The organism is Cellulomonas sp. PSBB021, from assembly GCF_002240455.1.
Lineage (GTDB): Bacteria > Actinomycetota > Actinomycetes > Actinomycetales > Cellulomonadaceae > Cellulomonas > Cellulomonas uda.
Genome location: NZ_CP021430.1, coordinates 3,689,107 through 3,701,637, shown reverse-complemented (window position 1 = coordinate 3,701,637; position 12,531 = coordinate 3,689,107). Strand labels below are relative to the sequence as shown.

At 75.0% G+C, this 12,531-nt stretch carries 13 protein-coding genes; 5 read left to right on the top strand and 8 right to left on the bottom strand.

The genetic code is table 11. The features are described from left to right. Positions 1-19: 19 nt before the first annotated feature. Positions 20-929 (top strand): IS5 family transposase gene (locus CBP52_RS17005; protein ID WP_232514570.1). Its coding sequence is split into 2 segments (ribosomal slippage): positions 20-382 and positions 384-929, totalling 909 coding nucleotides; the frame shifts between segments, so codons are not numbered across the junction. A gap of 10 nt (positions 930-939) precedes the next feature. Here the strand turns inward: CBP52_RS17005 and CBP52_RS17000 are convergent. From CBP52_RS17000 to rsmI, 5 genes are all read right to left on the bottom strand, one after another. Beyond that, positions 940-1,809, bottom strand: coding sequence for a hypothetical protein (locus CBP52_RS17000; RefSeq protein ID WP_094181954.1), 870 nt, complete (start codon positions 1,807-1,809; stop codon positions 940-942). Beyond that, entirely contained in the window at positions 1,806-2,120 is a 315-nt protein-coding gene (locus CBP52_RS16995; protein ID WP_141320357.1) for a type VII secretion target, read from the bottom strand. Before CBP52_RS16995 ends, CBP52_RS17000 begins: the two co-directional genes overlap by 4 nt. A 98-nt stretch (positions 2,121-2,218) precedes the next feature. Continuing rightward, positions 2,219-3,400 (bottom strand): sorbosone dehydrogenase family protein, encoded by a 1,182-nt coding sequence (locus CBP52_RS16990; protein ID WP_232514569.1) that lies wholly within the window; start codon positions 3,398-3,400, stop codon positions 2,219-2,221. Positions 3,401-3,643: 243 nt separating this feature from the next. Further along, positions 3,644-4,234, bottom strand: a complete 591-nt coding sequence (locus CBP52_RS16980) for an isochorismatase family protein (RefSeq protein WP_094181951.1) — start codon at positions 4,232-4,234, stop codon at positions 3,644-3,646. 69 nt (positions 4,235-4,303) lie between these two features. Beyond that, a complete protein-coding gene (gene rsmI / locus CBP52_RS16975) occupies positions 4,304-5,170 on the bottom strand; it encodes a 16S rRNA (cytidine(1402)-2'-O)-methyltransferase (protein ID WP_094181950.1) in 867 nt (288 codons plus the stop codon). Between the two features lie 86 nt (positions 5,171-5,256). On the opposite strand from rsmI, the gene CBP52_RS16970 reads away from it, so the two are divergent. Continuing rightward, on the top strand, positions 5,257-7,230 hold the full coding sequence (locus CBP52_RS16970; RefSeq protein WP_232514568.1) for a dolichyl-phosphate-mannose--protein mannosyltransferase: 1,974 nt from the start codon (positions 5,257-5,259) through the stop codon (positions 7,228-7,230). Positions 7,231-7,271: 41 nt separating this feature from the next. Here CBP52_RS16970 and CBP52_RS16965 read toward each other — a convergent pair whose 3' ends face one another. The 3 genes from CBP52_RS16965 to CBP52_RS16955 form a co-directional block, all read right to left on the bottom strand. Continuing rightward, positions 7,272-8,777: a family 20 glycosylhydrolase gene (locus CBP52_RS16965; RefSeq protein WP_094181949.1), complete on the bottom strand. Its 1,506-nt coding sequence runs from the start codon at positions 8,775-8,777 to the stop codon at positions 7,272-7,274. 45 nt (positions 8,778-8,822) lie between these two features. Then, positions 8,823-9,866 carry a bile acid:sodium symporter family protein gene (locus CBP52_RS16960; RefSeq protein ID WP_369826245.1) on the bottom strand — a complete coding sequence of 348 codons (1,044 nt, stop codon included), beginning with the start codon at positions 9,864-9,866 and terminating at the stop codon, positions 8,823-8,825. A 138-nt stretch (positions 9,867-10,004) separates the two neighbouring features. Then, the gene (locus CBP52_RS16955; RefSeq protein WP_141320498.1) at positions 10,005-10,619 is read right to left on the bottom strand and encodes a hypothetical protein; all 615 of its coding nucleotides are present in this window, start codon (positions 10,617-10,619) and stop codon (positions 10,005-10,007) included. A gap of 122 nt (positions 10,620-10,741) precedes the next feature. On the opposite strand from CBP52_RS16955, the gene CBP52_RS16950 reads away from it, so the two are divergent. The 3 genes from CBP52_RS16950 (at position 10,742) to CBP52_RS16940 (ending at position 12,401) form a co-directional block, all read left to right on the top strand. Then, positions 10,742-11,083 (top strand): PadR family transcriptional regulator, encoded by a 342-nt coding sequence (locus CBP52_RS16950; protein WP_094181947.1) that lies wholly within the window; start codon positions 10,742-10,744, stop codon positions 11,081-11,083. Then, the gene (locus CBP52_RS16945) at positions 11,080-11,655 is read left to right on the top strand and encodes a hypothetical protein (RefSeq protein WP_094181946.1); all 576 of its coding nucleotides are present in this window, start codon (positions 11,080-11,082) and stop codon (positions 11,653-11,655) included. The genes CBP52_RS16950 and CBP52_RS16945 overlap by 4 nt, the downstream gene beginning before the upstream one ends. 233 nt (positions 11,656-11,888) lie before the next feature. Then, positions 11,889-12,401, top strand: coding sequence for a hypothetical protein (locus CBP52_RS16940; RefSeq protein WP_094181945.1), 513 nt, complete (start codon positions 11,889-11,891; stop codon positions 12,399-12,401). Positions 12,402-12,531 lie beyond the last annotated feature (130 nt).

Below are 12,531 nucleotides of genomic sequence, written 5' to 3'. Positions count from 1 at the left end.
GCCTGTCAGACTCGCGGTCGTGAGTCGGTTCCGGGTGTTGACGGATGAGCAGTGGGCGCGGATCGAGCCGTTGCTGCCCTCGAACGTGGGCAAGGTGGGTCGTCCGTTCGGTGATCACCGCACGGTGGTCGAGGGCATCGCCTACCGGTACCGGACCGGGATCCCGTGGCGGGACCTGCCTCGTGAGGCGTTCGGGCCGTGGCAGACAGTGTGGAAGCGGCACAAGCGGTTCGCCGACGACGGGACGTGGGACCGGGTCTGGGCTCAGCTGCTGGCCGAGGCCGACGCCGTCGGGCAGATCGACTGGACGGTGTCGGTGGACTCCACGATCAATCGGGCTCACCAGCACGCGACGAACACGACCCGCCCCGAGCAGGACACAGGGGGCTTCGTCGAATCACAAGAACCCGCGTGGCGACGCCGTCCACAGTGAACCTGCAGGTCACGGCATCGGACGGTCGCGTGGCGGGTTGACCAGCAAGATCCATCACGCCGTCGACGGTCGTGGCCGCCCGCTGGCTGTGGTGGTGACCCCGGGTCAGTCGCACGACGGGCGCGCGCTCGAGGCCGTCCTGGCCGACATCCGGGTCCCGCGCGTCGGTGCCGGGCGCCCGCGCACGAGGCCGGACGTCGTGCTCGGAGACAAGGCGTACTCCTCGCGCGGCACCCGGTCCATGCTGCGCCGACGCGGGATCACGGCCGTCATCCCCGAACCGTCCGACCAGCAGGCCAACCGCAAACGTCGCGGCGCCCGAGGCGGACGGCCGCCGAACTTCGACCGCGAGACCTACAAGAAGCGCAACGTCGTCGAGCGCTCGTTCAACCTGCTCAAGCAGTGGCGCGGACTGGCCACCCGCTACGACAAGCACGCCACCATCTACCGCGCAGGCGCCGTCCTGGCCGCCATCATCACCTGGCTACGCAGTTAGGAGACACGCCCTAGGGCGAGGGCCGCGGCGCGCACGGCGGGACGTTTGCCGCCGGGGCCGCCGGCCCCGGGAGGAACGGGGCGACCGCTGTCGTGAAGTACCCGATCCCCGTCACCGCAGGACCGACCGCGCTCGACAGGCCGATCCCCTCCTGGCGCCGCCTCAGGAACTCGCCGACGGCCCGGATCGGGCGGGTGACCGAGCGCACGAGGTCGACGAGGTTGTCGATCGTGCGGGCGAGCGCCACGACCTGCGGTCCGAGGCGCACGCCCCAGCGCGCCGCGAGCCGGCTCGCCCTCGCCACGGCCGAGACCGGGTTGGTGCAGCAGACGACGGACGAGACCACGTCCGCGATGGCGTCGCGGATCAGGTCGTGGACCATCCGCACCAGCTTGGCGCAGGCCGCCAGCGCGCTGCCGAGCGCACCGGCCGCGTGCGCGACGGTCCGGGCGGCCTCGACCTGGACCGACGCCACGCCGCGGTAGGCGGCGACAGCGGGGCCGGACATCGACGCCAGGTCACGCGCGACGTCGCTCTCGAGCCCGTCGGCGGCCGCGACGAGGTCCCGCTCGATCGTCTCCCACGTGCGCGCGTACGCGGTGACCTGGTCGGCGTCGCCCCCGACCTCGTCGAGCCACCCCTTGAGCGGCTGCACGTGGTCCAGCACCCACCCGACTCCCCACGCGACCGCCGCGCCGAGCGGGTCCACCCCGAGCGCCACACCGTTGCCCGCCAGGGCCGCCGTGCTCAGCGTGGCGTCGACCCACGACCCGCTACGGGCCTGCCCGGCAAGGCTCGCGACGTCACTGATCAGCCCCGCGCCCGAGTGCCACGCCTCGGTCTCGGCCACCTCGACCCCGGGAACGGGCAGCCCGCTCATCGCAGCACCACCTGTCCCGCACGGAACACCGTGCGCACGGCCGTGTCGGTCACGTCGTACGAGTCGGCCACCACATCGACCGCCGTGCCCGTGACGGCGAGGGCGCCCCCGACGCCGCCGATCGCGACGCCGCAGGCCGCCTGCGCGAGCGCCATGGCGTTGCCGACCGGGGCGAGCGCGATCCCGAATGCACCGGGGTCGGCGGCCATCGCGAGCGCGACCGGCGCGAGTTCCGCGACGTCTCCCGCGCGCTCGCGGACGTGCCGCGCGTGCTCGCGCAGCCTGTCGGTGTCCACCTCGAACCCGTCCATCTCCACCCCCGGTATCGGTCGTGGCAGGACGGTAGCCGGGACGGGCAACGGCCCGCCGACGCCCTGTGGACAACCCGGCGACAGCGCGTCGCCGCAGGTCAGCGGATCGTCAGCCGCAGGATCGTGTCGTCGTCCGGGCGCGGGTCGCCGCGACCGTCGGTGTTTCCGGTGACGACGAGCAATGCCCCGTCGGGTGCGACCGCGACCGCGCGCAGGCGACCGTGCCGGCGTTCGAGCAGGGCATGCGGCTCCCCCACACCGTCGGAGTCCGTCGCCGCCGCGGGCCGCAGCGGCACGCGCCACAGACGTTGGCCGCGCAGCCCCGCGAGGTACACGCCCTCGTCGGTCACGGCGAGCCCGCTCGGCGACGCGTCGGCGGTCCGCCACACCGCGACCGGGTCGACGAACCCCTCACCAGCGCCACCCTGCCCCTCGACCAGCGGCCAGCCGTAGTTGGCACCCCGGTGGATGACGTTGAGCTCGTCCCACGTGTTCTGGCCGAACTCCGAGGCGAACATCCGACCGTCCGGCGACCAGCCCATGCCCTGCACGTTCCGGTGCCCGAGGCTCCACACGGGCGAGCCCTCCACCGGGTTGCCGGGCGCCGCGGCCCCCTCGGGCGTGATCCGCAGGATCTTGCCGCCGAGGCTGTCCGGGTCCTGGGCCCGACGAGGGTCGCCCGCGTCACCCGTGCTGACGTACAGGTAGCCGTCCGGACCGACCGCGAGCCGCCCGCCGTCGTGGTTCCGGGCCGCGGGGATGCCCGTGAGCACCGGCGTCAGCGGGCCGAGCGCGTCGCCCGTGAGCGTCGCGCGCAGCACGCGGTTGTCCCGCGAGGTCGTCGCGTACAGCGCGACGTCCAGGCCGCCGCCGGTGCGGCCGAACACCGCCACACCGAGCAGCCCGCCCTCGCCCTGCGGGGCGACGACGTCCGTGAGGCCGCGCGCACCCGGGCCGGTCACCGGCGTGACGGTGCCGTCGGCGTCGACGAGGACCAGCCGCGCCTCGTCGCGCATCGTCACCAGCGAGCGCCCGTCGTCGAGCGGGGCGATCCCCCAGGGCACGTCGAGCCCGGTCGCGAGCGTCGCGACGTCGACCTCGACGGTCGCGGGCCCGGACGGCTGGACGGGCGCCGGCAGGCCGGACCCGTCAGCGGCCCCACCGGTGGCCCCGCTCGTCGGCCCGCTCGTCGGCCCGCCGGCCGGGGCGGAGCCCAGCATCGTCGGCCCGCTCGTCGTCGTCGCGGGCTCGACGCACCCCGCGAGCACGGTTCCCCCCACGACGAGCCCGACGACGACCCCGACCGCGCGCCCGGTCCACCGCGCCCCCGCGACCCCGCACTTCCTCCGGCTGCGTGGCTCCGGACCCGGAGCAACCCCGGCCTCGCGCGACGCCGAGCCGACGACCCCGCGCTTCCTCCGCTTCCGGCCCGTCCGAGCCGGAGGAACCGCGGGGTCGGGCGGCAGCGAGCAGACCGCGCCGGGGGCGGGGGTGGCGGGCGGGTGGGCGCGGGGCATCGGGGTCTAGTCCACGAACGCGGCGGTGCTCGCCACCAGCTTGACGCCCGCGGCTCGCAGGTCGTCGCGCGCCGCCGCGCCCAGCTCGGGGGTCACGGGGACGGTCAGGTCGGTCAGGACGCGCGTGCGCAGCCCCTCGGCGTGCGCGTCGAGTGCCGTCGCGCGCACGCAGTGCGACTCGGCGATCCCGACGACGTCCACCTCGGTCACCTGCTCATCGCGCAGGATCTCCGCGAGGGCACGCCCCCGCGCGTCGACTCCCTCGAACCCGGAGTACGCGGCGGCGTACTCGCCCTTGCGGACGCTCACGTCGGGCCCGAGCTCGGACAGCGCCGGGTGCAGCTCGGCCTCCGCGGTGCCCGCGACGCCGTGCGGCGGCCAGGTGTCGACGAAGTCCGGCGCGTCGGAGAAGTGCGCGCCGGGGTCGACGTGCCAGTCCTGGGTGGTCACGACGACGTCGTACCGGTCGCGGTGCGCGGCGGCGTACCGGGCGATCGCCTCCGCCACGTCGTTGCCGCCCGCGACGGGCAGCGCGCCGCCCTCGCAGAACGTGGGCTGCACGTCGACGACGAGCAGCGCGCGTCGGCCCTGGTCCATGGCACCCCTCCTGTCGCCGGCCGGTGCGGTCGGCATCCGGTCCCAGCCTGCCACCGCCCGCGCGCGGCGTCAGGGTGCGGGGCGCGTCCCCGCTGCGGGCAGCGCCGCCTCGTAGAGCGAGCGCGTCGGGACGCCCGCAGCGGCCGCGACCGCCCGCGCGGCGTCCTTGAGGCGCTCGCCGGAGTCCACCCGCGCACGCACCTGCGCGACGAGCGCCGTCAGGTCACCCCCGCCGGCGGGCCGGGTCGCACCGCCCACGACGACGACGACCTCGCCGCGCACCTCGCCCGCGGCCCACTGCGCGAGCTCGGCGAGCGCGCCACGGCGGACCTCCTCGTAGGTCTTGGTGAGCTCCCGGCACACGGCTGCGGGCCGGTCGGCGCCGAACGCGTCGACCATCGCGCCCAGCAGCGCCTCGAGCCGGTGCGGCGCCTCGAAGAACACCATGGTGCGTCGCTCGTCCGCGAGCGCGGCCAGGGCCCGTGCGCGCTCACCGGGCTTGCGCGGCGCGAACCCCTCGAAGCAGAACCGGTCCGTGGGCAGGCCGGACAGCGCGAGCGCGGTGAGGACCGCGCTCGGGCCGGGGGCGGCCGTGACCGGCAGGCCGGCCTGCACCGCGGCGGTCACGACGCGGAACCCGGGGTCGGACACGGCGGGCATCCCCGCGTCCGTCACGACGACGACCGTGCCGCCGCCCGCGACGACGTCCAGCAGCTCGTCGGAGCGCGACGCCTCGTTGTGCTCGTGGTGCGAGACCACGCGGCCGCGCACCTCGACCCCGAGGCGTGCGGCGAGTGCGCGCAGGCGGCGCGTGTCCTCCGCCGCCACCACGTCGGCCGTCGCGAGCAGCGTGCGCAGGCGCGCGGAGGCGTCGTCGACGTTGCCGATGGGGGTCGCGGCGAGCACCAGGCGTCCCGCGGTCTCGTCGTGCGCCATGCGCCCAGCCTGCCACCCGGCACCGTCCGGGACGGAACGATCGAGGACGAGTCCCCATCAACTGGTCGCACCCGTAGCATGTCCGCGTGCCGCAGTCGCCCGACGCCGTCGACCCCACCCCGGGAGCGCCCGACGACGCGCGTGCGCGCGCCGGGGCCGCCCGTCCCGAGGACGGCCTCGCGCCGCCCGGTACGAACGGCGCGCCGCACCCGGCGCCCCTGCCCGGCCCGCCCGCGGGGTGGAGCACGCCGTACGTCGCGCCCGTGCCGCTCGAGCCGGAGCAGGAGTCCCCGCCGGACGAGCCACGGACGGGAGACGGCTGGGCCGACCCGTCCGCCGGCACGCCGTCGGGCACGGCAGCCGGCACAGCGGCCGGCGAAGCGGCCGGCGACGCGGCCGGGACGCAGACCGCGGTCGACGCGCCGCCGTGGGGCGCCGGTCCGGTCGTCGCCACGGCCGCGCCCGAGCGTCGCATCCCGGACGCCGACGAGCTCCGCGAACGCCTGCTCGGGGCAGCGACGCTCGCGCTGGACGCGACGCGACGCAACCGTGTCGTCGGCTGGGTCGTCGCGCTCGCCGTCACGGCCCTCGGCGCCGTGCTGCGGTTCTGGAACCTCGGCTCGCCGCACGAGCTCGTGTTCGACGAGACGTACTACGTCAAGGACGGCTGGTCGCTCGTCGAGCGCGGCTACGAGGCCGACTGGGGCGAGGAGCCGAACCCGCGCTTCGAGCAGGGTGACGCGTCGATGCTCGGCACGAAGGCCGAGTACTTCGTGCACCCGCAGGTCGGCAAGTGGCTCATCGGGCTCGGCATGCGGCTGGGCGGCGGCGTCGAGTCGGCGTTCTCGTGGCGGCTCGCGGTGGCGGTGCTGGGCACGCTGTCGGTCCTCATGCTCACGCGGATCGCGCGGCGGCTGTTCGCGTCGACCGCGTGGGGGGCGGTCGCGGGTGGTCTGCTCGCGATCGACGGCATGGGGATCGTCATGTCGCGCACGTCGCTGCTCGACCCGGTACTGATGTTCTTCGTGCTCGCCGCGTTCGGGGCGCTGGTGCTCGACCGCGAGCAGTCCCGGCGGCGGCTCGCGGTCCGCCAGGCGGCGTTGCTCGCGGAGGGCAAGGAGACCGAGTTCGGGCCGGGGCTCGGGTGGCGGTGGTGGCGGTTCGCGGCCGCGGTGCTGCTGGGCCTCGCGATCGGCACCAAGTGGTCCGGCCTGTACTTCCTCGCGGTGTTCGGTGTGCTGACGGTGCTGTGGGACGCGACCGCGCGGCGCACCGCCGGGGTACGCGTGTGGGCCGCCGTGGCGTTCGTGCGGGACGCGGTCCCGGCGGCGTTCGTCATGGTGGGCACGGCGGTCGTCGTGTACGTCGGCACGTGGTGGTCGTGGTTCACGAACGCGGGCTCCTACGGGCGGCAGTGGGCGGCGGAGCACCCCGGCGAGGGCCTGACGTTCCTGCCCGAGGGGCTGCGCTCGCTGTTCGAGTTCCACCGGCAGATGTGGAACTTCCACCGGGACCTGGACTCGCCGCACACCTACCAGGCGCACCCGCTCGGCTGGATCGTGCAGTGGCGACCGACGTCCTTCTTCTGGGGCGACGAGTCCGGCCTGTCGGGCGCGGACGCCCAGGCGGCGTGCGGGACGGACCACTGCGCGCGCGCGATCCTCGCGATCGGCAACCCCGTGGTCTGGTGGGCCGGCGCCGCGGCGATCCTCGTCGCGCTGTTCTGGCTCGTCTGGTACCGCGACTGGCGCGCGGGCGCGGTGCTGTCCGGCCTGGTCGCCGGGTGGGCGCCGTGGTTCCTGTACTCCGAGCGCACGATCTTCGCGTTCTACTCGATCGCGTTCACGCCGTGGGTGGTGCTCACGCTCGTGTACGTGCTGACCCTGGTCGTCGGGCCACCGACGCTCCCTCCGCGGGCGCGTCGTGGCGCGATCATCGGCGTCGGCGTCTTCCTGGCGGTCGTCGTGCTGGTGAGCGCGTTCTTCTACCCGATCTGGGCGGGCTGGACCGTGCCGTACGACTTCTGGCACCAGCACATGTGGCTGCGCCAGTGGGTGTGACCGGCCCCTGAGCCCGGTCCGGCCCCTGAGCCGAGCAGGGGTCAGGCCGTCCGCGTCCCGCGCGTCCGGCTCGGCCATGCGACCTGCCCGCTCGCGTACCAGCGCACGCCCAGGCGGTCCCAGAACGGGCCGTGCTCGGCGACGCGCGTGCGGAAGTCCTCCCAGTCGCGCCGCTCGGGTGCGGTCCACGCGACCTCCGCGACGGCCGCGAGCCGCGGCAGCAGCATCGTCGTGAGCCCGTCCAGGTCGCGGATGGTCTCGGTCCACACCGCGGCCTCGACCCCGACGACCGACTCGGCCGGCAGGCCCTCGACGAGCGTGGTGGGCTCCCACTCGTACGCGTCGCGCACCTCGACGTGCCCGGCCCACTCCAGGCCCAGCGCGGTGCGCTCGTCGTACTTCATGTCGAGGTAGACCTTGGACGCGGGCGACATGAGGATCGACGCGCCCGCGCGGGCCGCGGCCACGAACGGCTCCGGGTCGACGCGCGTGTCCCAGTACTGCACGACGGTGCCGGGCTCGAGCGGCGCCGAGGCGATCTCCTGCCAGCCGACGACCTTCTTGCCGGCGGCCCGCACCGCGGCGGCCGCCTCGCCGACGAGCGTCGCGTACTCGTCCGGCTCCATGGTGAGCACCTCGTCGCCGCCGATGTGCACGTACGGGCCGGGGGTCATCGCGGCGACGTCGGCGAACACCGCGCGCAGGAACTCGCCCGTCGCGGGCAGGTCCGCGTACAGGCGCGAGAAGCCGACCTCGATGCCGGTGTACTCGTCGGTCGGCACGCCGTCGGGCGTGAGCTCGCCGTACGCGTGGGTCGCGGCGTTGACGTGCCCGGGGACGTCGATCTCGGGGACCACGGTGATGCCGCGCGCGTCGGCGTACTGCACGAGGTCCGCGAAGTCGGTCGGCGTGTAGCAGCCGCCCCGGTCGCCGCCGACGGCCGTGCCCGACGACTTGCGGGCGAGGTGCGGGCGCGACGGCACGTGCAGGCGCCAGCCCTGGTCGTCGGTGAGGTGCAGGTGCAGCACGTTGAGCTTGTAGTGCGCCATCAGGCCGACGACGACCTTCAGGTCGTCGACCGACAGGAAGTGGCGCGCCACGTCCACGGACAGCCCGCGCCAGGTGAACCGGGGCGCGTCGCGCACGACGACGGTCGGCACCCGCCACACGCCGTCGCTGCCCTGCTCGAGCAGCTGGCGCAACGTCACCAGGGCACGCGTCAGGCCGGCGGAGGTGCGCGCGACCGCCTCGATGCGGCTCGGTGCGGCGACGATCGTGTACGCCTCGTCGCCCGGCAGCAGGTCGGTCTCGTCGGGCGCCGCGAGGCGCAGCCGGATGACGTCCCGGGCCCCCCGCGCGTCGTCGGTGTAGCGCACCTCGATCGCCTGGTCGGTGACGCGTCCGAGCAGGTCCGCGGCGAGCACGCCGTGCGCGATGAGGTCCGGCCGGGGGTCCACGACGACGGTCGCCGACTCGCCCACGACGAACGGCGCCTCGGTGCCCAGCTCCAGGTGGACGGGTCGGGGGACGACTCCGGGCTGCGTCACGATGCTCCCTGTGGTGCTCTCCGCACGGTGCGGTTCGAGCGCACGCTACCGGACGCCACCCAGGCGCCGGGCCACGACGGCGCACGTGGCCAGCTGGATCTGGTGGAACACGATCACGGGCAGCGCGACGGTGGCCGCGACGACCGGTGAGAACAGCACCGCGGCCATGGGCAGGCCCGTTGCGAGGCTCTTCTTGGAGCCGCACATGAGCAGCGCGATCCGCGCGCCGCGGTCGAGCCCGAGCCGGCCGCCGGCCCACCAGGTGAGCGTGAGCATGACGGCGAGCAGCACCGCGCACACCGCGGCGAGGACGACGAGCGCGGCGAGCGTCACGTGGTCCCACGCGCCCGAGGTCTGCGCCTGGCTCACGGAGGTGTAGGCGACGAGGAGGATGACCACGCGGTCGGTGACCTGGGTGAGGCGTCTGCGCGCGCGCAGCCACGCGCCGGTCCAGCGTTCGAGCACCTGCCCGACGACGAACGGCAGCAGCACCTGCAGCAGCACGCTGCGCACGGCGTCGCCGTGCAGCCCGCCGGAGGTGGCGCCCAGGGTGAGCGCGACGAGCGCGGGCGTGAGCACGACGCCGGCGACGTTGGAGATCGTCGCGCCGGTGATCGCGCCGGCGACGTCCCCGCGGGCGACGGAGGTGAACACCACCGATGCCTGGACGGTCGAGGGGAGCAGGGACAGGTACAGCACGCCCGAGCGCAGCTCGGGGGCGAGCACCGAGTCGGGCAGGAGCTGCGCGGCGAGGCCGAGGACGGGGAAGACGACGAAGGTCGCGGCGAGCATCGAGCCCTGCAGCCGCCAGTTGCGCAGGCCGCGCACGACCTCCTGCGTGGGCATCCGGGCGCCGTACAGGCCGAACAGGACGACGATCGCGACCGTGCGGACGGTCTCGAGCAGGTCCGCGAACGCACCCGTCGCCGGCCACAGCAGCCCCACGGCGAGGACCGCGAGGATCATGACGACGAGCGGGTCGACCCAGGCCTTGACGCGCGCGAGCACAGGCCGCGGGGCCCGAGCGCCCGCGGCACCCGCTGCGCTCTCAGGACTCTCAGGGCTCTCGGGGCTCTCGGGCGTCACCACCCGGTCATCGTGCCCCAACGTGCCGCGGCGCCCCCTGCGCGCCGCGGCACGGCAGCCTGTGCGCGTCGTCACGCACTGCTCCGCGGTGACCGGTCGCCCTCCAACGACCGGTCACCGCGGTGGTCCCTCAGGTGCGCGTCAGGAGATCCCGCACACCGAGTCGGCGCTCGAGGTGCCCGACGCCCGGCCCTTGACGCGGGCGCACGGCGTCGGGGACTGGAGCGTGATGCCCCCGACCTTGAGCACGAACTTGTGCCGCGTGTAGGAGCGGCCCTCGTTGGACACGACGCCCTTGCCGCTGCCCGTCACGCCCTCGTAGGACCAGCCGGGCGTGGACGTCTCGCCACCGGAGTCCGCGATGCGCGCGGAGGTGACGCTGCTGCCCGACGCGCACCAGTGGCCCACGTGGTAGTAGGTGTACAGCGTGTTGCCGGCGGCGGCCCGGGGTGCCCAGGTCCACCGCTGCGACCAGCACCCGGTGGCCGAGGGGGTCACGGACAGGCCCGAGGCGCGCGCGGCGAGCAGCGAGCGCACGGCCGTGATGTCGGCGGGCTGCTGGCCCCCGACGACGACGTCGGTGGTGGCCGGCAGCTGCGTCTCGACGAACTCGGCACGCTCCTGAGGGCTCAGCGAGTCGAGGTACTCCTGCAGGGCGGTGTCGTCCGACGTCGGAGCGTCGTCCTCGGCGCGCGCGGCGGTCCCCCCACCCAGCACGAGCGCGGCCACGACGAGCGCGGTCGCGATCTTCCTCATGTACTGCACTGAACCCCCATCTCGGTCCTCGGGCGGCACCGGTCGCCGCTCGCTCTAACCACAGCAGAGATCTTTGCACCAGTCACTACCTTGCGGCGCAAGAGACTGCTAAGTTCCCCCGCATGGCCGCAGAGTCGGACGCGCTGCTGACGCAGCTGCGCAAGGGGGTCCTCGAGTACTGCGTGCTCGCGTGCCTGCGCAAGGACAGGGCGTACGGCCTCGAGCTGGCCACCCGCCTGTCCCGCTACCAGGTGCTGTTCGCGAGCGAGGGAACGCTCTACCCGCTGCTGTCGCGCATGCGCCGGCAGGGCTGGGTGGAGACGTCCTGGCAGGAGTCCACGAGCGGCCCACCACGCCGCTACTACGAGCTCACCCCGCAAGGTCGCACCGCGCTCGACCTGTTCACCCGTGCGTGGGAACCGTTCCGCCAGGACGTCGACACCGTGCTGGAGGAGTCCCGATGAGCCGGCCCCCCGCCCCGGAGCACCCGCTCGTCGCGGCCTACCTCGCCGACCTCGAGCGCGCGCTCGTCGCCGCCGACCCGCGCGAGCGCGAGGACACCCTCGACGCGGTGCGCGAGCACCTGCGCGAGGCGCTCGGCCCGGCCCCCTCGACCGCCGACGTCACCGAGGTGCTCGCCGACCTCGGGTCGGTGGACGTCATCGCCGGGACCGTCACGCCCGCGGGCCACACGCCCGTCGTCGCGCTCGCCGCCGCGCAGGAGACGCTCACCGCGCCGGCACGGCCCGCCGGACCCGACGCGGCCTCGGTCGTCGCGCTCGTCGCCGGTGCGTTCGCGCTGCTGCTCGTGCTGCTCGTGCCGGTGCTGGCGATCCCCGTCGCGCTCGTCGCGCTCGTCGTCGCGGTCCTGCGCGTGCGCAGCGTCGGCAGCAGCGCACTCGCGTGGTCGGCCGTCGTGCTCTCGGGCACGTCGCTGCTCGTCGCCGCGCTCCTCAGCCTCGCGATGCTGTCGACGGGCGGCGACGACGAGCCGTCCCCGGGACCGGTGCACAGTGAGCCCCTCGACCAGGGGTGAGGCGGCCCGGCACGCCGCCGACCTCCGCGCGGTCCGCCGCGCCGCCTACCTCCAACGCCGTGCCCTCGCGAGCCTCCCGCTCGACCAACGCGTGACCCTCGCCCTGCGCGGGGCAGGAACGCGCACCCGCACACCGGCGCGCTCGACGTCGTAGCGCCGCCCACACCGACCGGCACCCGGCTGCGGTGCCCGTCGGACCGTCCGCACCGCAGCCGTGACCGAAGGAGCCTCCCGTGCACCGCCCCACCGCACGGGCCACCGTGCCCGACACCGTCCCGACCGCCTGGTCCTCCCGCGAGCCCGCTCGAGAGCTGCTCGTCATGTCCGCCTCCGCTCCCGACCGCTGGTCGCCCCTGCCGGCCGCCGCGCTCGGCGAGCACCTCGTCAAGCTCGAGGCCGGTCACGCCCTGGTCGTCACGCTCGAGGTCACCGACACGCGCATCGCGCAGGTCGTGCGCGCCGTCAAGGGTGACGGCGCGTGCTTCCTCGTCGAGCTCACGGGCGACCAGGGCACGCACCAGGTGGGCGCCGGCCCCGACCCTGCCGCCGCCGTGACGGTGCTGTCGCGCGTCACCCGACGCTGCGGGCACGCGCCCGTGCTGCGCGTCGGGGCGCAGTGGCGGCACACCGCGCGCACCGCGCCCGCGCTCGTCCTGACCTGGCTGCTGCGCGGCGACGTCGGCGCGCAGTACACGGTCGCCCCGTTCCTGTGCGGCGGGTCCTGCCCGTCGCAGCGGAGCGCCTGAGACCCCGCCCCCCTGCGGACATCGGGACGCGGCTGAGCAGGGGGCGGCCGCGTCCGCACGCGACGAGGCCCCGGCTCGGGGGAACCGGGGCCTCGTCGTGGTGCTGGTGCGTCAGGCGCCTGCCTGGCTC